This is a genomic window from Alteromonas sp. 07-89-2 (assembly GCF_013113925.1).
GTDB classification, from domain to species: domain Bacteria; phylum Pseudomonadota; class Gammaproteobacteria; order Enterobacterales; family Alteromonadaceae; genus Alteromonas; species Alteromonas macleodii.
Genome location: NZ_VTYM01000038.1, coordinates 1 through 25,824 on the forward strand (window position 1 = coordinate 1; position 25,824 = coordinate 25,824).

Consider the following 25,824-nt stretch of genomic DNA (forward strand, 5'->3'; position numbering starts at 1 on the left):
GCCTAAATCGATACCAAGAACTTTAATAGTAGACATGATGGTTCGCCTCTTTGATTGCCTAACTCTAAGACTAGCTTAGAGGTGAGGCGGACCATCTAATTAAACCGGGCAATGCCCGGCTTTTAACATTTTATAAACTTAGCTGTAAAACTTTTGATCGTTTTCTGCCATTTTTACTAACACTTCAGCAGGTGTAAATTTATCACCTACAGCAGTAGCATAATGGTTTAAACGAGCAACAACGTGTTTAATTCCCAGTGTATCCATATAGCGGAATGGGCCACCTAAGAATGGAGGGAAACCAATACCAAAGATAGCACCGATATCGCCGTCACGGGCACTGCGGATAACGCCCTCATCCAAACAGCGTGCCGCCTCGTTAAGCATCATTAATACGCAGCGTTCCGCTACTTCTTTTTCGCTTAACTTAGCAGAAGGTGAAAGACCCAGTAGTTCGTAGATTGACTCGTCCACTTCTTTACCTGGTTTTTTGCCTTCATAAGAATAAAACCCTTTTTGGTTTTTCTTACCCTTTCTGCCGTCTGCAAGTACTTTATCGAAAGCACTTGGCGCAGTGAAGCGCTCGCCGAACGCCTCTACAAGGAATGGGATAATCTTAGTACCAACATCAATGCCCACTTCATCAAGTAGTTTCACAGGGCCTACAGGGAAGCCAAACTTAACCAATGACTTATCGATGTGCTCAATAGGCTCACCGTCAAGAATGAGGTTTGCCGCTTCATTCATGTACGGCGCTAAAATACGGTTTACGTAGAAACCCGCACCGTCTTTAACAACTACCGGCGTTTTGCCTTGCTTTTTAGCAAACTCTACCGCAGATGAAATGACTTGGTCAGACGTTCTATCGTGAGCAATTACTTCGGCCAAAGGCATTTTGTCTACTGGAGAGAAGTAATGCAGACCAATCACGTTTTCAGGACGTGCTGCCTTAGCTGCAATTTGTGTAATAGGAATAGACGATGTATTGGACGCGAAGATCGTGCTTTCTTTGCAGTTCTCTTCAATATCCGCCACCATTTTCTGCTTAAGGTCTAGATCTTCGAAAACCGCCTCAACCACGATATCAGCATCTTGGTAGCCGCTATAATCTAGCGTACCGGTAAGAAGCGCTAACTGTTTCTGCATTTCACTATTGCGCATGAAACGCTTCTTCACCTTTTTATTTAAGATGTCATAGCTATATTTCATTGCATTGGAAATGCCTTCAGCACGCACATCTTTGATACGGACAGGTACACCGGCTTTGGTCGACGTTACATAGGCGATACCACCACCCATTAAACCACCGCCAAGCACACCGACTTTCTTCATTTTTTCAGGTTTAACACCTTCAACGCCGTTTTCTTTCTTCATTTCTGTCGTAGCAAAGAAGATCTGACGTAATTGGAAAGATTCCGGCGTCATAACAAGCTTACCAAAGGCTTCAGCCTCGGCTTTAAGCCCCGCTTTCATCCCTTCGTTCATGCCCGTTTCAATTACATCAATAATGTAACCTGGCGCTGGATAATTACCTTTGGTTTTGGCAAATGTCGCTTCGCGCGCTTTTTTGAACATCATGTTACGACCCGGGCCGGTCTTCTCTAACACTTTGTCCATCACACTCTTTTGCGGCGCTTCCCTTTCTGGTTTGCGTTTAAGCGCAAACTGTTCAGCTACCTTCAACAAAACACTGTGAGGTACAACATCATCTACAATACCGTACTTTTTAGCTTGCTTAGCGCGTGCAGGAGACCCAGTAAGCATCATTTTCATCGCTTGCTGAATGCCAATTAGGCGAGGAAGGCGCTGAGTACCACCACTGCCTGGCAACAAGCCTAGCTGCACTTCCGGTAGACCTACCTGAGTGCTAGGTGAATCGGTACATACACGGTAGTGACACGCTAATGCTAGCTCTAAACCACCGCCTAACGCTGGGCCGTGAATAGCCGCAACGAAGGTAGCCTTCATGTTCTCAATTCTATCGAAAATGGCTTGACCGCCAGCGGCTATGGTTGTGGCATCTTCCGCAGTTTTACACGCTGCTAGCATGGTGATATCGGCACCTGCTACGAATGAGCTTGGCTTGCCGCTTGTTAACACCACACCTTTGATGCTGCTGTCGCGTTCAATATCATCAAGCATGGCAGATATCTCATCGCCAAACTCAGCTTTAAGCGTATTCATGCTCTCGCCAGGTACGTCCATGCTAAGAATAGCAACGCCATTATCTTGCTTGGTTAACGTAAATGCGCCTGATGTTGGCTGAACTTCATTTGTCATTTCTTGTTCCTGACTCATATTATTCTGTCTCCACAATCATTGCGGCACCAAGACCACCCGCAGCACATGCAGTAAGAAGGCCTGTACCACCGCCACGGCGATTTAGTTCGTTAAGCATTTGCGTAATCATACGTGTACCGGTTGCAGCAAACGGGTGACCGTAGGCAATTGAACTACCCATCACGTTGAACTTGTCCATGTCAATTTCGCCCGTCGCTTTGTCGCGGCCGAGTTTCTCTTTGGCGAACTTGTCACTTGCAAACATTTTAACGTTTGCCAAGGTCTGCGCTGCGAACGCTTCGTGCATTTCAATTAGCGTTAAGTCGTTTAGGGTCATGCCTGCGCGATCTAACGCAATAGGTGTCGCGTACGACGGCCCCATTAGCATGTCTTCCCACACGTCGATTGCCGAGAACGCGTAGCTCTTAATGTAACCAAGCGGCGTGTAGCCTAGCTCTTTCGCTCGGCTTTCTGTCATCATAAGCACTGCAGAAGCACCGTCAGTAAGCGGTGTAGCGTTTGCCGCAGTTACCGAGCCGTACTTTTTATCGAATACTGGGCGAAGTTTCGCGTAGCCTTCAAGCTTAGAATCGAAACGTACGTTGTTATCGCGCTCAAGCGCACCTTTATACGGTTCAGCATAAGCGGTCATCACTTCGCTAGACAGCTTGCCTGCTTCCCAGCTTTCAGCGGCTAGGCTGTGCGAGCGGTGTGCGAGCTTGTCTTGTTCTTCACGAGATATTTGATGCGTTTTCGCCATTTGCTCTGCCGTTTGTCCCATCGACAGACCTGTTGAGTACTCTGCTACCGCAGGAGGAACAGGCGCTAGGTCTTTTAAGCTTAAACGCTTGAAGATGTTTAGCTTTTGGCCAAGGGTCTTGGTTTTCTGTAAATCAACCAGCGCACGCGCAAGATTCTTAGAAACCCCAATAGGTGATACCGACGTTGAATCGGCACCACCAGCAATGCCTACCTGTACCGTACCAGCCATCATGCTTTCTGCGATGTTTACCGTTGACTGGAAGCTCGTCGCACATGCACGAGATACGCTGTAAGCGTCGGTATGAATATTCATGCCCGTGCCAAGCACGATTTCGCGCGCAATGTTTGGCGCTTCAGGCATTTGTACTACTTGACCGTAGACAACCTGGTCAACCCATTCTTTTTGAACACCATGGCGAACGAGAAGTTCGTTTACGACCATTTTACCTAGATCAACAGCCGGAACACCGTGGAAATATGTAGCCATTTTCGCAAACGGAGTACGCAACCCCGCGACAATGGCGATGCGATCACCCTCTCGGGTAGTAACTGATTGTTTTGTTGCCATAATGCACCTAAATTAATGACCGACTTCCGTTTGAGCTTATTGCCCCAAAGTGGTCTGACCTGTAATAAACCCGATTTTTACAAACAATGAACAAAATAGCAAATAATGCAGGGTTAAGGGCAACATAAATGAAACTAAAGTTTACCCTGGTTATAAATTTTGACCGTTTTATGCTATCGAAATTTATAAAGCTTGCTTTGCATCCAACCACATATCGCATTTTTATTACTGTTTGACGACTTGAAGAAAGATAGAATGAACCTTATATGGAAATGAAAGTCTGTTTTGTGTCATTGTGACGGGCTAAAGCTATCTAATTAATATGTAATTTACTTTTTAGCTAAGCGATCACTTTATAAGAGATTTATAAATCTATCGTTCCGATGACACTTCCTGATAACGAGAACTCAAACGGAAATTTTGCATTATGGCAGCAGCGCAATTTCAACAGTTACACGCTTATTTAGACCAACAGATTATTGGTCAGCATGCGTTAACCAAAAGCCTTCTTATCGCTCTTTTGGCCGACGGCCACCTTCTGGTAGAAGGTCCTCCAGGGCTTGCAAAAACACGCGCAATCAATGCACTTGCTAATGGTATTGACGGCGACTTTCATCGCGTACAATTTACCCCAGACCTTTTGCCTGCCGACTTAACCGGTACAGACATATACCGTCCCGAAACCGGTGAGTTTGTTTTTCAAAAAGGGCCGCTTTTTCATAACTTAGTGTTAGCCGACGAAATCAACCGCGCACCAGCAAAAGTGCAATCGGCCCTGCTTGAGGCCATGGCTGAACGTCAAATTACGGTAGGCAGTAAAACCTACCCCCTTCCTCCGCTATTTTTAGTAATGGCAACGCAAAACCCGCTAGAACAGGAAGGAACTTATCCACTACCTGAAGCACAGCTAGACCGATTCTTAATGCACGTGGACATCGATTATCCTGGCGCCGAGACAGAATTAGAGATATTGCGTTTAACGCGAGGTGAAGCCCTCTCAGAACCGCCTGTTACGCCACCAACGCTAACTCAAGACGATATTTTTACGTCGCGTAAAGAAGCGTTGTCTTTGTATATGGCGCCTGAGTTAGAACAGTATTTAGTTCAATTGATTATGGCCACACGTCAGCCTGCAAATTTTGACGCGGAATTAGGCCAGTGGATAGCGATGGGAACAAGCCCTCGAGCAACCATCAGTCTAGATCGCTGTGCACGCGCTCACGCATGGCTTAGCGGCAGAGACTTTGTTGGTCCTGATGATATTCAAGCTGTGGTTCACAACGTGCTTCGCCACCGTATTATTCTGTCATATCAAGCCGAGGCTGAAGGCGTAACGATTAACGACGTACTTGATAAGATTGTTGCAACTGTCGCAGTCCCTTAAGCTATGGTGAATGTACAAGCGCAGCTAAACAAGCTGCAAAGTAATGGCGTCTCGTTGTCTACAGCAGAATTATTACGCTACCAGCAGTTAGCTAAGCTGTTTAGTTTGGCGCCTAAACGTATGCCACAAGCTAAACTTGCTGGAAGTTATCTCACCAAGCACAAAGGCCGAGGCATGGAGTTTGATGAGGCCCGGCATTATCAGCCCGGTGATGATATTCGCGCTATTGATTGGCGCGTTACTGCGCGCACGGGTAAAACTCACACTAAAGTGTATCGGGAAGAGCGAGAGCGCCCGGTTTTTCTATTCTGTGACTACCTACCTTCAATGGCATTTGGCACGCAGCTGCTTACTAAAGCGGTGCAAGCCGCGCATGTATCTTCATTAATAAGCTGGTCTGCTGCCGCTCGTGGCGATAAAGTTGGCGCACTGGTATTTAATCAGCAACAGCACAAAGAAATTAAACCACTAACTCGCAAAAAGGCCGTGTTGCACGTGTGTCATGAACTTATGGCATTGCACGAACAGAGCGCGCAATCTGAGCCGGACAAACACAAAGATGAACAAGCTTTTGCCGATGCGTGTGCTAGGGCAAGGCGACTAGCAAGGCCGGGGAGCCTGGTTTATCTCGTGTCAGACTTTCAGCATTTAAGTACCCAAGCTATTCAACACTTGAGTCACTTAACACGACACTGTGAAGTAAGGGCTATCGTAATTAACGATCCAATAGAACACGCCTTGCCACAAACCAGTTCATTACAAACCGTCAGCGTTTCTGATGGCCGAAACCAACAACGCTGGGTGTTAGGCGACAATACCGAGCAACAGCAATATCAAAAATGGCGCAGTGAACACAACAGCGCGATTTATAGCACCTTGCGCAAAAACAATATCGCTCGATTCAGTGTTTCAGCGGGTCTTCCCCTAGACGAACAGCTTCAAAGTATGCAACAAGAACAAAGGTTGGAGCTTAATTAATGCAGAGCAGTATTCTTTCAACCCATTTTTTATCAAGCTTTCTATCTCATTTTGCTCAATCGATGCCACCGGCAAATCAAATGCCAGTGTCCCCTCAGCAGCAAGACCCACTTGCTCAACTGCGCGATATACACGTACCTACAGAGGTCAACATTTGGCCATTAGATTGGGGTTGGTGGGTCGCAATTGCAGTAGTTTTACTTGCTCTATTTTGCCTATATAAAGCGATCACTGCTCACATACGTCGCAACAAGGCGCGCAAGCAGGCTTTAGCCTTACTTAAATCGATTTCAGCACAACAAAGCAATTGGCCCGTGGCGTTAAACTCAATTCTAAAGCGCACGGCGATGAGCTATTACCCAACTCAGCAAGTAGCTGGGTTATACGGTAAACAGTGGCAAGCGTTCTTAACCTCTGCATTGAAAAGTAGTGATAGCAAACTTGAAAGTGATTTAGGTTTGTTAGTAAGCAATGTTTATCAAGCCACCCCCAACCCTAGTGACTTTGAAACCTGCAAGGGGGCAGTAAAAAACTGGCTTTCAAAAGCCAAACTGCCAAAACACAAGGGGGCTTACGGCGGTGTGAATGATGGCGGTCTAAACGATGGCAGCCCTCATGATAAACAATCCAAGGAGCCGCATCATGCTTAATTTTGCTTGGTGGTGGGTCTTTTTCGTACTCCCCTTACCTATTATCGTTCGCCTGCTTTCTAAAAAAGCACAAGACACGCCTATGGCTGCATTGCGGGTTCCTAGTTTGCGACCTGGCGATGTGTCAGAGCAAACCCAGTTGAAACAAACCAAAATACCGCTGTTGGTAAGTAGCTTGATATGGCTGCTGCTAGTGACGGCTGCCGCACGCCCTCAATGGTTAGGAGAGCCTGTCAGCATACCGAATGAAGGTCGAGAAATGATGTTAGCGGTAGACTTATCGGGCAGTATGAAGATAGATGACATGCAGCTAAATGGCCGACAAGTTAACCGTTTAACCATGACTAAGTCGGTGGTTTATGACTTTATTCAGCGTCGCGTTGGCGACAGAATTGGCCTTATCTTATTTGCCGATACCGCGTACGTTCAAGCGCCGCTTACCTATGACAGAGATACCGTTTCTACACTTCTGAGTGAAGCTGTCATTGGGTTGGTTGGCGAACAGACGGCCATAGGCGATGCGATAGGTTTAGCAGTGAAACGCTTTGACGAACGGGAAGAGTCCAATAACGTGCTAATTCTTCTTACCGATGGGCAAAATACTGCAGGGAATATTACACCCGAACAGGCGAAAGAGTTGGCAATTAGTAAGGGTGTGAAGGTATACACTATAGGTGTGGGCGCAGATAAAATGCTGATCCAGAGCTTTTTCGGTAGCCGACAAATAAACCCGTCGCAAGAACTTGATGAAGGCATGTTAACCGACATTGCGACTAGCACTGGCGGCCAATATTTTAGGGCTCGAAATGCCCAGGAACTTCAGGCTATTTATCAACAACTTGACGCGCTTGAGCCTATTGAAGGTGAAACGCGTAAAATGCGTCCATTGAGCGCACTGTTTTACTATCCCCTTGGTGCTGCGATATTACTGTCAGCACTATGGGCATTCTTGACGGTTCTTTTATCAACATTTCGTTGGTTCTCACAAAGACGAATTTACTCGTCCCAGCCACACCCGAACTCAGCTGATTCAATACAAGCAGCGCAAACAAACAGGGAGACGAAGTAATGGAATTCGACTTCTTAAACCAATTTCATTTTTTACGCCCCGAATGGTTTATCGCGCTCGTCCCCTTGATGCTGCTTGTGTTTTTAATTAGAAAAACCACGGCTAAGCAATCTGGCTGGCAATCTGTGATCCCTTCTCATCTATATCAATATATGGTGATTGGAAAAACCGAAATGGGCGCAAAACCTCCAATGTGGATGCTTGCTTTTGTGTGGGTTATAAGTGTGATAGCACTCGCTGGCCCAACATGGGAACGCCTGCCGCAGCCGGTTTACCAGTTGAAAATGGGACACGTTATAGTCATAGATATGTCGCTTTCAATGCGCGCTACCGATATGACGCCAGACAGGCTGACTCGCGCTAAATATAAAGCGATAGACCTAGTCAACGCCATTGGTGAAGGTGAAATGGGCTTGGTTGCTTACGCTGGCGATGCGTTTGTCATTAGCCCCTTAACCGAAGACGCAGGAAATATCACAACCCTGATCCCAAGCCTGTCACCGGAAATTATGCCCGTGCCAGGCAGCGACCCTCTCCTAGGTATAGAGAGTGCGTCAGAGCTTCTCACGAATGCCGGATATAACTCAGGCATGATCTACTGGATTACTGACGGTATAGAGTTAGAACAACAACAAGAGCTTCAGGAGTATGTGGCTTCTATTCCTTTTACAGTAAATGCACTTACCGTTGGGACATCTGAAGGCGCGCCTATCCGCCAGCAAAGCGGCGAGCTATTAAAAGACTTCACCGGCAGCATCGTTATACCCAAGTTAAACGAAGGCGCAGTGAAAGGCGTGGTTAAAACGAGCGGCGGACGCTTTGAATCCTTTACATCAAACGACACCGACATTGATGCCCTCGCCTCGGTATCTCTACTAGATAAAAGCGACAGCGAAGAGAACGAAGAAGAGAGTAATTTGCAAGGAGACCAATGGAAAGAAGTTGGCCCTTACTTGCTGCTTATACTTCTACCGTTTGCCGCCTTTGCATTCAAACGCGGATTAGTTTTCATCGTGTTGGTAGGTTTACTTAGCCCCTCTATGATTAAAAACGCCCATGCTCTGCAACGTGCCCAAGCCTCAGAAATTGCTGGCACATCACAAGGCATAGGCGCACCAGAAGAGACTCTAGAGATGGCAAATAAACCTGATTCACTTTCATGGTGGCAAACGCCATTTATGAATGACAACCAGGAAGCATTGAACAGTTACCAAAGAGGCAAGTACAAAGACGCCGTTAATCAGTTTAATGATGAAGCGTGGAAAGCATCATCACTTTATAAATCAGGCGACTACGAAGGTGCATTAAATGCCTTCAAAAACATTCCTGGCCCCGAGAGTCTTTACAATCAAGGCAATGCACTGGCAAGACTCGGTAAGCTTGAAGACGCAATTAAGAAATATGATCAGGCGTTAAGCGAAGCACCCGATTTCGACGATGCAAGAACCAACAAAAAGATTGTCGAGGATTTGCAAAAACAGCAGCAACAGCAGAATCAGGAGCAAAACCAGAACGAAAATGGCGATGACGGCGAACAGAGTGACTCGCAGGATAATGGCCAAGATAGCTCTGATAACTCTGATAACAACAGGCAATCAGGTGACCAGAACAATCAGGAAGGTTCAAACGAGCCGAATGGTCAGCAAGACAATAATGAGGGTCAACAGTCTGATCAAAGCCAAGCTAACGATGAACAGCAAAGTGGCGGAGATAACTCACAACAGCCTGATGATTCCGAGATGAACAGTCAGAACGAGTCATCAGACTCTCAGCAGCAAAATGCAGAACAGGAAGAGTCTGGTCAAGGTGACAGCGTGCAAGCACAAGAAAACGAACAACAAGCAGAGCAGGAAGCACAGGCAATGCAAGGTCAAGAGACTGAGCTTACCGACGCAGAAAAAGAAGAGCTGCAGCGAATGGAGAGTTTAATGCGCCGCGTGCCAGACGACCCTGCATTCCTACTAAAACGAAAAATGCAATTAGAAGCACAAAAACGTCAGCGTCAACGTATGCCTTCAAACCGGAGTGATTGGTAGATGAGAGCCTTATTACAATCTACACTTATTGTTTTTTTATTAACCCTACTCTTAAGTACGGCGGCTTATGCCGATGTAAATTCGCTGGAAGCCACCATTGATAGAAACCCTGTCATGTTGGATGAAGCCATTCGCTTAACGGTTACCGCAGACGGCAGCGCGGACAGAGATGCATTCGACAGCTCTCCCCTGCTTAAAGACTTTGTGGTCGGAAGAACATCAGTAAGTAGCCAAACCTCAATTGTCAATTTCGACACCAAGCGCACCACCGTTTGGACTACTACGTTATTTCCTCGTAAGGAAGGCACGTTCACCATTCCTTCATTAACCATTGAAGGTAAATCAACCAAGCCTATTCAAGTTAAAGTAATACCAGTTCAAGAACAAAGTAATGTCGCCCGAGACTATTTTGTTACCACTGACATCGACGTAAAAGAGGCCTATTTAAATCAACAGCTGCTTTACACGGTTAAGCTGTTTCTTTCTAGCAATATTGAGCGCGGCAGTCTACAAGCGCCAGAAATGCAAAATGCGGAAATCACCCAGCTAGGAGAAGATAAACAGTATACAGATATAGTAAACGGAAGACGGTATCAGATTATTGAACGTCAATTTGCTGTTGTGCCTCAAGCGTCCGGCGAGTTCACGCTAAGAGGCCCTATTTTCACTGGCGAAGTTATGGCTGCCAATACTAACCAACGTTTTGGCTTCTTCAACCGCACCCAGCAAATTAATCGGGTTGGGCCTGACATTACGGTGAACATTAAACCCATTCCTCAGGGGATAGATTACCCTTGGTTACCTTCTGAAATGGTGCGAGTGGATGAAGAATGGCCACAAGGTGATAGTTTTGTAGCAGGTGAACCAGTCACCCGTATTGTTACGCTAACCGCATTGGGCGTAGTAGAAGAGCAGCTTCCTGATATTCCTGAGTTTTATCCGCCAAACTTTAAGCTGTACCCTGATCAATCTAATACTACAACAGTCGAAAAAGACCAGAGCTTAATTTCACAGCGCCAAACGTCGCTGGCGATCATTCCAACGCAGCCAGGTAATTTTGTCTTACCTGAAATTACTATTCCTTGGTTTAATACGCTTACTCAGCAAACTGAATATGCCAGTATTCCCGCTCGTTCAATTACGGTAGCGCCAGCGTCTGGCGCAAATAATGCCAATACTCCGAATAGCTTAGACACTCCATCAATGAGTAGTGCAAGCAATGAAGATATTCAAAACGATATACCGTCAACTGCAACACAGCCTAACGCTAGTGCTAGCAATGAGAATAAACCATTAGACAGCGCTTCAAGTAAAGTCAATACTGATGAAAATACCCAGCTTAATTGGATGGTAACTGGAGCACTACTTGTACTGTTCGTCATAGCGCTTACAGGATGGTTAGTTACCTACAGAAAGCTTAAAAAGGCTCAGTTTATGGGACCTGGGATCACTCACAGAACCGGCTCTGCACAGCGCCCCCACTCTTATGCTCAGTGGGATGAAAAAGCACAGTTTCAAAACCTTATGTCAGTAATAAAGGCAAAGGACACACGTTTACTTACGTCTGCTCTTAAGCAGTGGATAAACGCGTTAACTTCGGGTAAAGCGCAACTTTCGCAGTTTGAAGGAATCAACACTAGTGTTAATGAGCTCTATGCACTGCGCTTTTCAGCCAATAAAGCTGACGCTAGCACCCAATCTAAACAGGTCATGAAAGCTTTAGATAAACTTTCACATGAAGCTAAGCTTGCCCGCAGCGAATGGAAGCAAAAAAGTGAAGGGAACAATAACACGCTATCTGCCTTATATCCTGCTTCATAAAACGCATTTCATTTGCCAATACACTAGAATTTGCGTAATGAAAGCCCTTGCAACTAGCTAAATCACAGTGACAAGGGCTTCGTAACAGAAATGATTGCGCTCAAGAAACAGTCGAGCCTTTGAGCCTTATTGTCCTCTTTAAGGCTTATTAACCTTAGAAGCTTTAGCTTATAAAAATAATCAATTAAACGCGACGGGGAATATAATGAAGAGAACACTAGTAAAGCTAACGCCAATTGCGTTGGCCATTACCACGCTTACGGCTTGCTCTCCTGCAAGTGAAACCGCTAAAACAGCGCCAGAACCTATTAAAACAGAACAGCCAGCTGGGCAGTCTGAATCAGAGCGCCTTAATGCGTTCTTCGAACGTACTTTTGAAGAAGATCTTAAGCGTTCGCCATTATTTCAAAGTTACTTGGGTAAAAAATGGGACTATGACAAATGGGATGACATCAGTGACGAAGAAGCTGATGCTCGCATTGCCATCGCCAAAAACCGTTTAGAAAAGCTTAATAGTTTTGACACCAGTAAGTTAAGTGAACAGGAACAGCTAAGTTTGCGCCTGTATAAACTGGGTATTGAGCGCGATTTAGCTAACGACGAATTTCGACATCACCGTTACATCGTACATCAGTTCCGCGCCGCACATACACAAGTGCCTAGCTTCCTTATCAACATTCACAGCGTAAAGAGTAAAGAGGACGCTAAGGCATACATTGGACGACTAGACAATGTACGTACGTACTTTGATCAAGTTATCGAACAAATGAAAGTTCGCGAAAAAGCCGGCGTATTCCCCCCAGCATGGGCCTACGATCAAATGATTGATGCGTCAAAAAACGTGATTACCGGCGCACCATTTGATTCTAGCGAAATACCTTCAACTATCTGGGAAGATTTTCAAAATAAAGTAAATAGCCTGGATATTACAGAGGCGGAAAAAACTACGTTATTAGGCGAGGCAAAAGCTGCCTTAGTTACTTCAGTCATGCCATCCTACGAGAAATTTATTGAAGAACTCGCTCACCAGCGTGAAGTAACACCTGAAGGCGATGGTGTATGGCGTTTACCTAACGGCGATAAGTGGTATCAAAATCGCCTTAACTGGTTTACTACTACTGACCTTACTGCTGAAGAAGTCCATCAAATTGGCCTAGATAATGTAGAGCGCATACACAACGCCATGCGCGACATTATGAAACAGGTAAAATTTGAAGGTACGCTGCAAGAGTTTTTTGTTTTCATGCGTGAAGACGAACAATTCTATTTACCATCAACAGATGAAGGTAGACAGCAATACCTTGATATGGCGAAAACAGCTATAGACGACATGCGAGAAGCTATTCCTGAGTACTTTGGTATTCTTCCAGAGGCGCCAATGATTGTTAAACGCGTCGAAGCATTCCGGGAACAGTCTGCAGGCAAAGCGTTCTATCAAAGTCCAGCGCAAGATGGCAGCCGCCCAGGTATTTATTACGCAAACCTTTATGACATGAAAGCAATGCCTACTTATCAGTTAGAGGCGCTGGCGTATCACGAAGGCATCCCTGGTCACCACATGCAGCGCGCTATTGCACAAGAGCTAGAAGGTGTACCTCAATTCCAGAAATTCTTGAGCTTTACCGCATACACAGAAGGTTGGGGCCTATATACCGAGGAACTTGCAAAAGATATGGGCTTTTATGAAGACCCTTATTCTGATTTCGGTCGTCTAGCCATGGAACTTTGGCGCGCTTGCAGACTTGTGGTTGATACGGGTATTCATGCGAAAAAATGGACGCGTGAAGAAGCCGTAGATTACCTTGTTGAAAATACGCCAAACCCTAAATACGACGCGCAAAAAGCCATTGAGCGCTACATTGCTATGCCAGGTCAGGCTACGGCCTATATGATTGGTAAACTGAAAATTATGGAACTTAGAGAGCATGCCCAAGCTGAACTTGGTGACAGGTTTGATTGGAAAGGCTTCCATGACGAGGTATTGAAGTACGGTCCAGTCCCACTTTCTATTTTAGAAGAAAACATTAATGCTTGGATTACTTCCCAAAAACGTACCTAGTTTTTCGAACTAGGTGCTCTGATCCCTGGAAATAAAATGAAAACGCGCCTTTCGGCTAACGAAATGGCGCGTTTTTTATGCCATAGTGAGAAAAAATTAAGTTTTTGGATTTTTTTATGTTTGGGCGAAATAAATCCGATAGTGCTCAGGTCTTATCGGGTATGAAAGCAAAACACCAAAGATATGAAGCATTAGTAAAGGCATTTCACGCCGACATCTACCGCTATGCATTTTGGCTTATCAAAGACCAGAGCATTGCTGAAGATGTTGTTCAGGAAACCTTTTTACGTGCTTGGCGCTCATTAGACGCCCTAAATGATGAAAAAGCAGCAAAGTCATGGTTAATTACCATTCTTCGCCGCGAAAACGCCCGTCGGTTTGAACGCAAACAGTTCGACACAGTAGATATTGATGATTGCCATATTCAAGATGACACACAGCATGCTGATGGGGACTTGAAAGATAGAGAGCTTCAGCGACTATTAGGTGGATTGAGTGTGGAGTATCGTGAACCCTTAATACTTCAATTGATTTTCGGTTTTAGTGGCGAAGAGATCGCCAACCAGTTAGGGCTTAACAAAAACACGGTAATGACTCGCCTTTTCAGAGCGAGGAATCAGCTAAAAGAGGCATTAGAGAAGCAAAATGAACAGAGAGGTCGTGTAAATGGATGAGTTAGAATTTAGGCGTCGAATCTACGCCGATCCAGAAACGACTGACAGTGATGTTGTAGAAGCGGCAAAAGCGGATGAAAGCAAACGCAGTTTCTGGAATGAACAAAAGCAGTTAGACAAGCAATTAAAGCAAGCCCTCAAAGTTGATGTGCCAGAAGACTTAGCTAGCAAGCTTATTTGGCAACAATCAACGGACGAGTTTAACCGCTATAAACGAAGAAGTCGCTGGTATTTAGCCATGGCTGCATCGGTTGCTTTCACTGTAGGTATCGGACTTACCATGTGGTACCACCAACCGCTTAGTATTGGCGGACAAGCACTTGCCCATATGCAGTACGCAGAAATGGAACACGCTCATTCGTTGCTTCCTGTTGATTTGAACATGGTTAACGCAAAGCTAGCAAGCTTTGGTGGCAGCTTTAGCGAAATGCTCGATGGTGTAGAGGTCGCAAACTATTGCCATTTGAGCACAGTTAGAAGCCTTCACCTGATTGTGAATACGCCGCAAGGTAAGATGTCGGTATTCGTAGTCCCTGAACGTGGAGATGTCTCCGTACCAAGCGAGTTTGCCGATGGTCAGTACCACGGAGAGAGTATTAAAATGAAACATGCCAATGTAATGATTGTTGGCGATAAAGATGCTGATTTAAGCGAAATGAAAAAGGCGGTGTCAGAAAGGATTCAATTTTCTGCTTAACACTCGTTAAGTAACTGTAAAGCGTTCCAAAAAAGTGCGTATCTTTAGCACTTCCCTTCGTCGGCCCCCTATGGGCCGATTTTTTTCGCCCAAAATTAAGATGAAACCCTGTTCAATAAAACTTATACTCCGACTTAAAGGTTAAAACGTCCGTTTTAATTTCAGTTAATCACTTCATTCACTTACCCGCAGTAAAGAGGTCTCCATCACAATGAGCGCGTGGTTTCGTTTTACAAGTCTGATGATTTGCCTTTTGATTCCTGCAATAGCTTGTTTCACTGTCTTTGCTAAAAGTCTAGATATACACAACGCACTTAGACTAAAAAAACTTGATAATTATAGTCATATAGCTGCAACGACAATTTATCATTGGAATACACCTAGCGAGGTGAGCAATGAGAATATCATTGCTATGTTAACGAGTGCCGGTTTGCAGAATGACACGCAAAGTGAAGGCGTGATATTTAGACACTTGTTGGCCACTTATACTGCGAATGATGCTGACTCGCCGAGAATCCCACTTTTCGTTAAAGAGCCTCTATTAGATAGGCATTGGCAAGAGCTTAAGACAATTAAACCTGAGCTTTTCGCTGCTGCGAAGGCATATTACATTTATGCTAGAGCGGTAAATGATTTTAAAGGCTCTGACCATAGAGTAAATTTTTCTGTTCCTGAACTGCGCCGTTTGCAGCGAGAAGCGCTAGAAACTGGGAGTCGACGAGCCACTGCTATAGCTAGCATATGGTTAGCGATGGAACTCACCCTTGCGAACCCAATACAAGCAATTAATGAAATCGAATATGCGTTACCGCACCTTCCTCGATACTCATCAGACAAAAGCTTAGAAAATGCGTTATCAAATGTAATTGCACATGATTGGCTGAGAGGTGCTTATCTGGAACTCTTCGTTCCAAGCAGAGCATTTTTCCACTCAAAAGAGATCATTGAAAGTAAAACGCAAGATAACAACACCATGGTAAAAACTTGGGCCTACTTCTCGGCCATCGATTCATTGTTAATTCAAAATAAGTTTGAAGAAGCATTGGCTATGTCAAACGACACAATAGAGCATTTGTCCACAGTAAATTCAGTGCACGAAAAGTTGTTGACGTATGTCCAAAGGCTTCGTGTAGTAGTGTTTCAAAAAAGCGAAGGATATGAACTGCTAGCGCAAGAAGTCATGACGCAAATCAGGCAGCTTGATACCAAAGAGGTGAAACAAAGAACTGAGGAGCTTTCAGCTTACGCAGATGCACTTTACGCAGCGGTATTGAACGATGATGCTAAATTTCAAGACTCCCTTCAGCGTTACCGCAATATCGTTCTGGCTACTATTCCAAATTCGGGTTTTAAAGAAAAAATCAAGCTTAGGTTAGAGCGGGAGCTTTCAAGGCTTTACGATGCTTCAGGTGACTACGAAAAAGCATATGAGCATTCGAAAACCTACAATAGGCTTCTTGTTGAAAAAAACACTGAGCAATTCAAGTTATCAAATTCTTCGTTTACCGACGGCATTACGAAAGATATCGAGTTAGCGCGATATCGACAAAAAGAACTCACTGTGCTCAGAAGCGAAAAAGATGGCCTTTCTACCGACAAAGAAGCAATGAAAACCACCATTTTTGCGTTGATTATCACAATTCTTATCATTCTTGCACTATGGCTATGGATTTCGAAACGACAGAGCGACTTGCTAGCTGAGCGTGACTCACTAACCGGCGCTCTCACGCGACGAGCTATGCTAAACAGTTTGAAAAAAGCACTGAAAGGCAATAAAGCGTCCTGTATTGCTCTACTTGATGTCGACAACTTTAAAAAGATTAATGACAAATACGGCCACGTTGTCGGTGATGAAGTGTTGACTACCTTTACGCAGATTATCAAAAACCGAATTCGTAAGTCAGACAAACTCTGCCGATATGGCGGCGAAGAATTTTTGATTTACTTTTCCGACTCCGACCAAAGGTCTGCTAAGCGAATTCTGGACGAGCTGAATTTCGCGCTTTCTCGCCAAAAGCATTGGAGCAATACCGAAGAAAAATTTTCGGTTAGTTTTTCGTCAGGTCTGTTAGACGTCAACGGAGAAACCAACCTAGATAACATTATCAAGATGTGCGATGAGCTTCTCTACAGAGCCAAAAGAGAAGGTCGAGCGCGTGTTGCATCTTTTCCAATTTAATCTTTCGCCAAACTTTATTTACGAATTACCGTATAGAAAACATGCAAGGTCGCTGACTGACATAGAGACTCTATGTCATAGGTGTTAGCATGAAAGAAAAAACATAGGGAATTTATATGGCTACTGGCACGATAATCTCGTTGGGTTTGTATTTTGTTGTAATGTTAGGGATAGGCCTTTTCGCTTATCGGCAGACAGACACCAACGTAGAAGGCTATATGCTTGGCGGCCGCCAACTAGGCCCCGCGGTAACCGCGCTTTCAGCAGGTGCATCGGATATGAGCGGATGGATGCTCATGGGCTTACCCGGTGCAATGTATGTATCAGGCTTATCTGCTGGCTGGATTGCCGTTGGTTTGACACTCGGTGCTCTGGCAAATTATATGTTAGTTGCTCCACGCCTTCGCGTTTACACTGAAGTAGCCAACAACTCCATTACCCTCCCCGACTATTTTGAAAATCGCTTCGCTGACAACACGCGTTTATTGCGCGTTATAGCCTCTGTGGTTATCGTTGTTTTCTTTACGCTTTACACCTCTTCTGGTGTGGTAGCTGGCGGAAAGCTCTTTGAGACATCATTTGGATTAACTTATGAGACTGGCTTATACGTCACCGCGGGTGTCGTCGTAGCTTATACCCTCGTAGGCGGTTTCATGGCAGTAAGCATGACCGACTTCGTTCAGGGGTGCATCATGTTTGTATCTCTCATTATGGTACCTGCCGTTGTTATTAGCGAGTTGGGTGGAATCGGCGCGTCAATTGACGCCTTAGATACCATTAATCCGGCGCTTTTCGATGCATTTATGGATGCGTCTACCAATGAAGCACTAAGCGTAATTGGCATTGTTTCACTGATGTCATGGGGCCTAGGTTACTTTGGTCAGCCTCATATCATTGTGCGTTTTATGGCGATACGTTCTGTTAAAGATATACCAACTGCGCGTAATATCGGTATGAGTTGGATGATTGTGTCGATTATTGGTGCGTTAATGACGGGGCTTTTCGGCCTTGCCTATGTAACAGGTAACGGAAACGAAATCGATCCAGAAACCGTTTTCATCTACTTATCTCAAATTCTATTCCACCCGCTCATCGGTGGCTTCCTGCTCGCTGCGATTTTAGCGGCGATCATGAGTACTATTTCTTCTCAGCTGTTGGTAACCTCAAGTTCACTAACCAGTGACTTTTATCAAGCCTTCCTAAGACGTGATGCGTCAGATGGCGAGCTCGTCATTGCTGGTCGTGTCAGCGTAGTAGTTGTCGCGCTTGTAGCAATCTATCTAGCTTATGATAGAGACAGCACCATTTTAACGCTTGTAAGTAATGCTTGGGCTGGCTTTGGTGCAGCCTTCGGACCGCTTGTACTATTTAGTCTGTTTAAGCGTGAAATGACTCGCCGTGCCGCACTAGGCGGTATGATCGTTGGTGCAGTGACTGTGTTACTGTGGATTTATCTTCCTATTGAATTCGGCGGCCAAAAGCTAGGTGACTGGATGTACGAAATTGTCCCTGGGTTTATTTTATCTAGCTTAACCATCATGATTTTAAGTAAATCTGGTTCGCCAAGAGAAGGTGTGGTCGATACGTTCGACGCTTTCCAGACCAAATTGAGTGAAAGGTAAGCGAACGATACGAAATAAGTCATTCGCAACGAAAGTGAATAACAAGCCCTGTTTATATTATTAAACAGGGCTTTTTTCTTTTTATAGGCCGTTAAAAAGTGGCTTATGCTTCAATTGCATGACAGTTTTATTTAATGGAATAAGATAGCTATTTTAAATAGCAAAATCGCATACTACTTTTGAAATTAAATATGTTATCGTTCTATGCAGAAAAATAACCCATATATAACTTTTTTGCATATAACATAAAATTCGGACTTCAAAATGACTGCTAGTATCCCGTCTGTAACGCATTTGAAACAACTCGAAGCCGAGAGTATCCAGATTTTCCGTGAGGTTGCTGCTGAGTTTGAAAACCCAGTTATGCTTTACTCTGTAGGAAAAGACTCTTCTGTACTGCTTCACCTTGCCCGTAAAGCGTTCGCGCCCGGCAAAATTCCTTTCCCACTATTACACGTAGATACCACGTGGAAGTTTGGTGAAATGATTAAGTTCCGTGACGAACAAGCTAAGAAGCACGGTTTTGATTTGCTTGTTCACATCAATGAAGAAGGTGTTGAAGCTGGTGTTGGCCCATTTAGCCACGGTTCAGCAAAACATACTGACATCATGAAAACCCAAGCACTCAAGCAAGCGCTGAACAAATATAAGTTCGATGCTGCATTTGGTGGTGCTCGACGCGACGAGGAAAAATCACGTGCCAAAGAACGTGTTTACTCATTCCGCGACAGCAACCACCGCTGGGACCCAAAAAACCAGCGTCCAGAGCTTTGGAATATTTATAACTCTCAGGTTAACAAAGGCGAAAGCATTCGTGTATTCCCAATGTCTAACTGGACTGAGCTAGATATCTGGCAATACATCTACCTAGAAAACATCGATATTCCGCAACTTTACCTTTCTAAGCCTCGCCCTGTCGTTGAGCGCGACGGCATTCTTATTATGGTTGACGACGACCGTATGCCGCTAGAAGAAGGTGAAGTACCAGAGATGCGCTCTGTGCGTTTCCGTACTCTTGGGTGTTACCCACTTACCGGTGCGGTAGAGTCAGAAGCAGCTACCCTACCTGAAGTTATCCAAGAAATGCTGCTTACCAAGACGTCTGAACGTCAGGGCCGAGTTATCGACCATGACAGCGCAGGCTCTATGGAGAAGAAGAAAATGGAAGGGTACTTCTAATGGCCACCGACAACGTTGTTTGGCATAAACACGAAGTAAACAAGACCACCCGCTCTGAAAAGCTTGGTCAAACACCTCGTGTATTTTGGCTAACGGGTTTAAGCGGCTCTGGTAAATCGACATTAGCCAACCTGCTTGAGAAAAAGCTTCACGACCAGAACAAGCACACCTATCTGCTTGATGGCGACAACGTGCGCCACGGTCTGTGTGGCGATTTAGGTTTCAGCGATAAAGATCGCGTTGAAAACATTCGCCGCATTAGTGAAGTCGCTAAACTTTTTGTCGATGCCGGTACCATTGTGCTTACCGCTTTTATCTCGCCTTTCAAAGCCGACCGCGATTACTGCCGCAGCTTAATGGAAGACGGAGAGTTTGTAGAAGTGTTTGTCGATACACCTCTTGAAGTGTGTGAAAAACGCGACCCGAAAGGGCTGTACAAGAAAGCGCGTAGTGGTGAAATTAAGGACTTCACAGGTATTGATTCAGCCTATGAAGCACCTGAAGCGCCAGAAGTACACTTAACCTATCAGGATGAACCAGCAGAGCAAACCGCTGAGCGATTGTATGTTTTGCTTCAAGAAAAGGGATTGGTGTAATGACACAGCCTTTAAATAGTCTTGCACAAAAAGTGCTAGCTATCGCCAAAGAAGCCGGCGATAAGATAATGGCCATTTACGAGAAAGACTTCGCCATTTATGAAAAGCAGGATACCAGCCCGCTAACAGAAGCTGACCTTGCCGCACATAACGTAATCGTTAACGCTCTTGAAGCTGAATCTGACCTGCCGATTCTTTCTGAAGAGTCAGCAGATATTTCATGGGAAGAGCGCAAAACGTGGTCGTCATACTGGCTGGTTGACCCGCTAGACGGCACTAAAGAGTTTATTAAGAAAAACGGTGAGTTTACGGTAAATATTGCACTTATCGAAAACGGTAAACCGACCATGGGTGTGGTTTACGCGCCAGCACTAAATAAAAGCTATGTAGGTATTGTTGGTGAAGGTGCGTGGACTGAAGTAAATGGCGAATTTACCGCTATTTCTGCGCGCAAGCACGATGGTGCCGAAGTGTGGAAAGTGGTAGGTAGTCGTTCTCACCAAAGCCCAGAAATTCAGAATTTATTGGCACAGCTTAAAGGTGAAACCGAGCTTGTGGCGATGGGTAGCTCACTGAAGCTTTGCTTGGTGGCTGAGGGCGAAGCACATCTTTACCCTCGTTTAGGCCCAACATCTGAATGGGATACGGGAGCAGCGCACGCAGTCGCACTAGCAGCAGGCGCAAACGTAACCGTACTTGACCCTGAAAACCCATTAGATGACAACGCTGACGCTCTTACGTACAACCAAAAAGAGTCTGTGTTAAACCCCTTTTTCCTTGTGAGCGCATAACATGAACAATGAAAACGAATTACTAAGACAGGACATACTGTCTTACCTAGAACAACACGAAAAGAAAGACATGCTACGTTTCCTTACCTGCGGTAGCGTAGACGACGGTAAAAGTACCCTAATTGGTCGCTTACTTCACGATTCTAAAATGATTTATGAAGACCAACTTGCAGCTATCACTAAAGACAGTAAAAAAGTGGGCACTACCGGCGAGAAAGTTGACCTTGCCCTTCTTGTAGACGGTCTTCAGTCTGAGCGTGAGCAAGGGATTACTATCGACGTAGCATACCGCTACTTCTCTACTGACAAGCGTAAGTTTATTATCGCAGATACTCCGGGGCACGAGCAGTACACCCGTAACATGGTAACTGGTGCGTCAACGTGCGACCTTGCTATTATTCTTGTTGATGCTCGCGGCGGCGTTAAGGTACAAACGAAACGTCACTCGTTTCTGGTTTCTCTCCTAGGTATCAAACACGTTATTGTTGCTATCAACAAAATGGACTTGATGGACTATTCAGAAGAAGTGTACAAGCAAATTCAGGAAGACTACCTGAAGTTTGCTGAGCAGCTTGATATTCCTGACATTCAGTTCGTACCTATTTCAGCACTTGAAGGCGACAACGTAGTAGGCAAGAGCGAAAAGACCCCATGGTTTGACGGCACTCCACTTATGGAAATGTTGGAAAATATTGAAATTGGTGAAGACGACAACCTTGAAGATTTTCGATTCCCTGTACAATACGTTAACCGCCCTAATCTAGATTTCCGTGGCTTTGCGGGTACGGTGGTATCTGGCCAAGTTGCACCAGGTGATGAAGTAACGGCACTTCCCTCTGGTAAGAAATCAAAGGTGAAGCAAGTGGTTACATTTGAAGGCGATCAAGAGCGCGCTTATGTACCTCAAGCAGTAACGCTAACGCTGGAAGATGAAATTGACATCTCTCGTGGCGATATGATTGTAAAATCAGACAACTTGCCACTGCTTAACACGCAATTTAAAACTCACCTTGTGTGGATGTCTGAAGAGCCGCTAATGCCAAACAAGCAATACTTGTTTAAGTTTGCGACTAAATCAACACCAGGGGTAGTTGCTCATATCGATAATCAAATTGATGTGAACACGTTGGAAGAAACGGATGCTATGCACTTAAATCTTAATGAGATTGGTGTAGTAGACGTTAAGTTTACTCAACCTGTTGCCTGCGATCCGTATAAGCGCAACCGCCCTACGGGTTCATTCATCGTTATCGATCGCTTGACCAACGGCACTGTTGGTGCAGGTATGATCATTGATGAAATTGCGGGCGACGCACAGCATACATCGCCTAACTTCTCTGAGTTCGAGCTTGAATTCAATGCACTAGTACGCAAGCACTTCCCGCATTGGAACTCTGTGGATATCAGTAAACTTTAAGCAGGACTGGAGCAATATGGATGTGACCCAGTTCATCGTACTGGCAGTATTTGCCGGTACGATATGCGCGCTGATATTTACCAATCAGCGCCCTTCCACTGTGTTTTCTGGTGCAGTGTTAGCTTTACTGGTTACCCAGCAGTTATCTCTTGATGACATTTTGCTAAATTTAACAAACAAGGGGCTTATTACCCTTGTTTTGTTGCTTTTGGTAAGCAGTGCAATTGATAAAACAGCGTTAATAAAACGCCTAGGTAGGAAACTAGTAAGTGCTAACTTTACTCAATCCTATTGGCGCTTGTTTTCACTGACCTTTTTATCGTCTGCGCTTTTGAACAATACTGCTATTGTGGCAAGCCTTATTGGTCCAATTAAGCAAAACCAATATCATCCTGCCTCTCGATTACTAATCCCGCTCTCGTACGCAGCTATTTTAGGCGGTACGGTCACCTTAATCGGTACGTCTACCAACCTGATCGTAGACAGCTTTTTGCAAGAGCACGGGCATCCAGGCTTTAACTTTTTTGACTTCACACTTTATGGCACCGTAGCGGGTTTAAGCTGTGGTCTTCTCATGTTTTTGTTACTGCCTTTGCTACCTCATATTGGCAATAAGAGTAATAACTATCACGAGTATATGGTTGAAGCCGAAGTGGAATCTGGTTCAGAGCTCATAGGCAAAACCGTAGAACAAAACCATTTACGTAACTTACCAGAACTCTTTTTGGTAGAAGTGGTGCGCAATGGCAACCTGATATCTCCTGTTGGGCCTGACCTGGTCATTCTGGAAAACGACAAACTGATCTTCTCTGGCAACGTCCAAAAGCTTGATAATCTTAGCCACATAAAGGGGCTAAGCATGTTTGCTGAGACCGATGGGGTATTGCGTGAGAGCTTAACCGAGGTAGTTGTTGCCAATCGCGCTCAAGTTATTGGGCAAACCATTAAAAAGCTTGGCTTTAGAGCCCTGTTTGATGCGGCCGTTGTAGCCATTCGCCGCGACGGAGAGCAGCTGTCAGGCAAGTTAGGAGAAATAAAGCTTCAAGCAGGTGACTTCTTACTTTTAGCTACAGGCCCAGACTTTGCGACTCGTCAAAATTTAAATAAAAACTTTTTTATTTTGTCAGAGCAAAAAATCGCCCGCCCACTAACCAACATGCAAGAGTGGATTACCCTTGGCGGCTTCCTTTCCACAGTGTTGTTAGCTGCAACTGATGTCATTTCACTGGCTATTGGTCTGCTGTTTTTAGCCGCTGTGCTAATTGGCGTAAGGGTAACGTCAAACGGCGAAATGAAACGAAATTTACCGTTGAATTTGATTGTAGTGATTGTGGGCGCGCTAAGCCTGGCAACCGCATTAGAAAATTCGGGGGTTATAAATATAACCACCGAGGCACTTATGCCAGTGTTGTCGGGTACTGACTGGTTCATAGCATTGTTAGTCATCTACTTGCTAACACTGGTTTTAACAGAGTTCGTTACCAACAACGCTGCTGCGGCATTAATGTTCCCGTTTGCCTACGGGTTAGTGCAAATCATTGGCGCACCGCTAATGCCATTTGCGTTAGCGGTAGCATTTGCAGCAAGTGCCAGTTTTATTTCACCGTTCGGCTATCAAACCAACTTGCTTGTTTATAATGCGGCGAATTATAAGTTTTCGCATTTTATAAAAATTGGACTGCCTATTTCGCTAATGTATAGCACCATAGTTTTGACACTGCTCAATATTACTTATTTGTAAGGTCTTGCAGCGTGTTTTGAGAGTGCATAGAAGATCACCAAAGATAGAGCAGCAATCAGCAGTATTACGTAAAGGGAAGCGAACGCTTCCCTTTTTTTATTTATAACCTTTCAATACATTCATTTTCTCTTACAAATATCAAGATGTTGTGCTGTACAACACCTGTAGCCAACAGTAATCTATGACTCAATTTATTGCCTGCCTGTTGGCAAGCTAACAATGACTCATGGCTTTACCCAGAGCCAGAGTAATAAGAAAAACGAAATAGGAGCAAGGGATGCACAATGTAACGAACCCCTTTCAAGCGTGTAACGATATTTTCTTCAAGCCTAATGGCGTATTTAAAGCAGTAGGTGAAAACAACAATTGGAGCTGGATGCCATTTATTTTGATCATGGCAATTTCGCTTGTTTCCCAGTACTTGTATGTAAACTTCGTTGACATTGAATGGTTCGCTCAGATGAATATTGCCGCGCAAGGGGATATGAGTCCGGCAGAAGAAGAGCAAATGAAGGCCTTCTTCACTAGGGATGCTTTGCTTTGGTCATCGGTTATAGGTGCCTTTTTTATTCCTATTATCGTAAACGCCATTTACGCCGTGTACGTGAATTTAATGACCCGTTCTGACGACAGCCATGTGTATGGCTTTACTGACTGGTATGGTTTCGCTTGGTGGCTTTCAATGCCTTATGTGCTTACTGGTTTAGTGGGTGTTGCTTTGCTGTTGTTCGCAGGCGACCATCAAGTCGCGCCATCAATTTTATCGCCAGCGTCCCTTGGATATATTGCGAATATCCCGATGGACTCGCCTTGGTACGCTTTCGGCCAGGCGTTAAGGGTAGAGCTATTCTGGGGCATTTATTTAGCCACCGTAGGTATTACTCAATGGACCGCCTTTTCTCTTAAAAAAGCGGCATTAATTGCAAGTGCACCTTATATTTTTATCTACGGCATCTGGTTGATTGCCCTCGCCTTGTTCTAATTAACCTTGCGAATGTAACGCGCCCACTATACGAAAAATGCGCTGTGCTAGTAATACAGTAGTTATAAATATAATGTTTGTGATTACAGTGTTTTAGTACAGCGTTTCTATAAACTGGCCGCGCAGCCTCACCTTAGCCTTACTTTAAAAAGACGCACCCTTTCATTTCTTTCACTACCCATGAATAGCATCATTGCCGCTTTTGTCGTCACACGAAGTATCATTATACCAATCCGCATAGATCATTACCCACTCAGCGAGAGTTAAAATGTTCGTAATCGCGGCGTGTTACCGCAGGTATAGTGGTTCTACATCAAGGTGACACAACAAAGAGTACGG

General features: G+C 44.8%; 19 protein-coding genes. 17 read left to right on the forward strand and 2 right to left on the reverse strand.

Annotated features, from left to right (window positions below; translation table 11 throughout):
• Positions 1–138: 138 nt before the first annotated feature.
• Positions 139–2,280, reverse strand: a complete 2,142-nt coding sequence (fadJ, locus tag F0261_RS18340; protein ID WP_171338619.1) for a fatty acid oxidation complex subunit alpha FadJ — start codon at positions 2,278–2,280, stop codon at positions 139–141.
• Between the two features lie 19 nt (positions 2,281–2,299).
• Positions 2,300–3,610: an acetyl-CoA C-acyltransferase FadI gene (gene fadI / locus F0261_RS18345; protein ID WP_014948809.1), complete on the reverse strand. Its 1,311-nt coding sequence runs from the start codon at positions 3,608–3,610 to the stop codon at positions 2,300–2,302.
• Positions 3,611–4,037: 427 nt separating this feature from the next.
• Between fadI and F0261_RS18350 the strand changes: the two genes are divergently transcribed.
• The 17 genes from F0261_RS18350 (at position 4,038) to F0261_RS18430 (ending at position 25,485) form a co-directional block, all read left to right on the forward strand.
• Positions 4,038–4,994: a MoxR family ATPase gene (locus tag F0261_RS18350; protein WP_014948808.1), complete on the forward strand. Its 957-nt coding sequence runs from the start codon at positions 4,038–4,040 to the stop codon at positions 4,992–4,994.
• Between the two features lie 3 nt (positions 4,995–4,997).
• A complete protein-coding gene (locus tag F0261_RS18355; protein ID WP_014978716.1) occupies positions 4,998–5,972 on the forward strand; it encodes a DUF58 domain-containing protein in 975 nt (324 codons plus the stop codon).
• Positions 5,972–6,622, forward strand: a complete 651-nt coding sequence (locus tag F0261_RS18360; protein ID WP_014978715.1) for a DUF4381 domain-containing protein — start codon at positions 5,972–5,974, stop codon at positions 6,620–6,622. Before F0261_RS18355 ends, F0261_RS18360 begins: the two co-directional genes overlap by 1 nt.
• Positions 6,615–7,691, forward strand: coding sequence for a VWA domain-containing protein (locus F0261_RS18365; protein WP_171338620.1), 1,077 nt, complete (start codon positions 6,615–6,617; stop codon positions 7,689–7,691). The genes F0261_RS18360 and F0261_RS18365 overlap by 8 nt, the downstream gene beginning before the upstream one ends.
• Positions 7,691–9,727: a VWA domain-containing protein gene (locus tag F0261_RS18370; protein WP_171338621.1), complete on the forward strand. Its 2,037-nt coding sequence runs from the start codon at positions 7,691–7,693 to the stop codon at positions 9,725–9,727. The genes F0261_RS18365 and F0261_RS18370 overlap by 1 nt, the downstream gene beginning before the upstream one ends.
• On the forward strand, positions 9,728–11,548 hold the full coding sequence (locus tag F0261_RS18375; RefSeq protein WP_014978712.1) for a BatD family protein: 1,821 nt from the start codon (positions 9,728–9,730) through the stop codon (positions 11,546–11,548).
• Between the two features lie 205 nt (positions 11,549–11,753).
• Positions 11,754–13,607 (forward strand): DUF885 family protein, encoded by a 1,854-nt coding sequence (locus F0261_RS18380; protein WP_171338622.1) that lies wholly within the window; start codon positions 11,754–11,756, stop codon positions 13,605–13,607.
• 116 nt (positions 13,608–13,723) lie between these two features.
• Positions 13,724–14,281, forward strand: a complete 558-nt coding sequence (locus tag F0261_RS18385) for a sigma-70 family RNA polymerase sigma factor (protein ID WP_014976004.1) — start codon at positions 13,724–13,726, stop codon at positions 14,279–14,281.
• Positions 14,274–14,978, forward strand: coding sequence for a DUF3379 family protein (locus tag F0261_RS18390; protein WP_014978710.1), 705 nt, complete (start codon positions 14,274–14,276; stop codon positions 14,976–14,978). The genes F0261_RS18385 and F0261_RS18390 overlap by 8 nt, the downstream gene beginning before the upstream one ends.
• A 388-nt stretch (positions 14,979–15,366) precedes the next feature.
• Entirely contained in the window at positions 15,367–17,157 is a 1,791-nt protein-coding gene (locus F0261_RS18395) for a diguanylate cyclase (protein ID WP_367613874.1), read from the forward strand.
• Positions 17,158–17,273: 116 nt separating this feature from the next.
• Positions 17,274–18,779, forward strand: a complete 1,506-nt coding sequence (gene putP / locus F0261_RS18400; RefSeq protein WP_171338624.1) for a sodium/proline symporter PutP — start codon at positions 17,274–17,276, stop codon at positions 18,777–18,779.
• 264 nt (positions 18,780–19,043) lie between these two features.
• Complete coding sequence (cysD, locus tag F0261_RS18405; protein ID WP_014976001.1) at positions 19,044–19,958, forward strand: sulfate adenylyltransferase subunit CysD; 915 nt, start codon at positions 19,044–19,046, stop codon at positions 19,956–19,958.
• Positions 19,958–20,554: an adenylyl-sulfate kinase gene (gene cysC / locus F0261_RS18410; RefSeq protein ID WP_014978707.1), complete on the forward strand. Its 597-nt coding sequence runs from the start codon at positions 19,958–19,960 to the stop codon at positions 20,552–20,554. Before cysD ends, cysC begins: the two co-directional genes overlap by 1 nt.
• A complete protein-coding gene (gene cysQ, locus F0261_RS18415) occupies positions 20,554–21,345 on the forward strand; it encodes a 3'(2'),5'-bisphosphate nucleotidase CysQ (protein ID WP_014975999.1) in 792 nt (263 codons plus the stop codon). Before cysC ends, cysQ begins: the two co-directional genes overlap by 1 nt.
• Position 21,346: 1 nt before the next feature.
• Complete coding sequence (gene cysN / locus F0261_RS18420; RefSeq protein WP_014948795.1) at positions 21,347–22,762, forward strand: sulfate adenylyltransferase subunit CysN; 1,416 nt, start codon at positions 21,347–21,349, stop codon at positions 22,760–22,762.
• A 16-nt stretch (positions 22,763–22,778) separates the two neighbouring features.
• Positions 22,779–24,503, forward strand: coding sequence for an SLC13 family permease (locus tag F0261_RS18425; protein WP_014978706.1), 1,725 nt, complete (start codon positions 22,779–22,781; stop codon positions 24,501–24,503).
• Positions 24,504–24,780: 277 nt separating this feature from the next.
• Positions 24,781–25,485, forward strand: coding sequence for a YIP1 family protein (locus tag F0261_RS18430; protein ID WP_014978705.1), 705 nt, complete (start codon positions 24,781–24,783; stop codon positions 25,483–25,485).
• Positions 25,486–25,824: the final 339 nt, after the last annotated feature.

What these genes read in the sequence shown, in the direction of transcription:
- cysQ (WP_014975999.1), top strand. Translation starts at nt 20,554, where the DNA reads ATGACACAGCCTTTAAATAGTCTTGCACAAAAAGTGCTAGCTATCGCC.
- F0261_RS18390 (WP_014978710.1), top strand. Translation starts at nt 14,274, where the DNA reads ATGGATGAGTTAGAATTTAGGCGTCGAATCTACGCCGATCCAGAAACG.
- fadJ (WP_171338619.1), bottom strand. Translation starts at nt 2,280, where the DNA reads ATGACAAATGAAGTTCAGCCAACATCAGGCGCATTTACGTTAACCAAG.
- cysC (WP_014978707.1), top strand. Translation starts at nt 19,958, where the DNA reads ATGGCCACCGACAACGTTGTTTGGCATAAACACGAAGTAAACAAGACC.
- F0261_RS18370 (WP_171338621.1), top strand. Translation starts at nt 7,691, where the DNA reads ATGGAATTCGACTTCTTAAACCAATTTCATTTTTTACGCCCCGAATGG.
- F0261_RS18350 (WP_014948808.1), top strand. Translation starts at nt 4,038, where the DNA reads ATGGCAGCAGCGCAATTTCAACAGTTACACGCTTATTTAGACCAACAG.
- F0261_RS18365 (WP_171338620.1), top strand. Translation starts at nt 6,615, where the DNA reads ATGCTTAATTTTGCTTGGTGGTGGGTCTTTTTCGTACTCCCCTTACCT.
- F0261_RS18375 (WP_014978712.1), top strand. Translation starts at nt 9,728, where the DNA reads ATGAGAGCCTTATTACAATCTACACTTATTGTTTTTTTATTAACCCTA.
- cysN (WP_014948795.1), top strand. Translation starts at nt 21,347, where the DNA reads ATGAACAATGAAAACGAATTACTAAGACAGGACATACTGTCTTACCTA.
- cysD (WP_014976001.1), top strand. Translation starts at nt 19,044, where the DNA reads ATGACTGCTAGTATCCCGTCTGTAACGCATTTGAAACAACTCGAAGCC.
- F0261_RS18425 (WP_014978706.1), top strand. Translation starts at nt 22,779, where the DNA reads ATGGATGTGACCCAGTTCATCGTACTGGCAGTATTTGCCGGTACGATA.
- fadI (WP_014948809.1), bottom strand. Translation starts at nt 3,610, where the DNA reads ATGGCAACAAAACAATCAGTTACTACCCGAGAGGGTGATCGCATCGCC.
- F0261_RS18385 (WP_014976004.1), top strand. Translation starts at nt 13,724, where the DNA reads ATGTTTGGGCGAAATAAATCCGATAGTGCTCAGGTCTTATCGGGTATG.
- F0261_RS18355 (WP_014978716.1), top strand. Translation starts at nt 4,998, where the DNA reads ATGGTGAATGTACAAGCGCAGCTAAACAAGCTGCAAAGTAATGGCGTC.
- putP (WP_171338624.1), top strand. Translation starts at nt 17,274, where the DNA reads ATGGCTACTGGCACGATAATCTCGTTGGGTTTGTATTTTGTTGTAATG.
- F0261_RS18360 (WP_014978715.1), top strand. Translation starts at nt 5,972, where the DNA reads ATGCAGAGCAGTATTCTTTCAACCCATTTTTTATCAAGCTTTCTATCT.
- F0261_RS18430 (WP_014978705.1), top strand. Translation starts at nt 24,781, where the DNA reads ATGCACAATGTAACGAACCCCTTTCAAGCGTGTAACGATATTTTCTTC.
- F0261_RS18380 (WP_171338622.1), top strand. Translation starts at nt 11,754, where the DNA reads ATGAAGAGAACACTAGTAAAGCTAACGCCAATTGCGTTGGCCATTACC.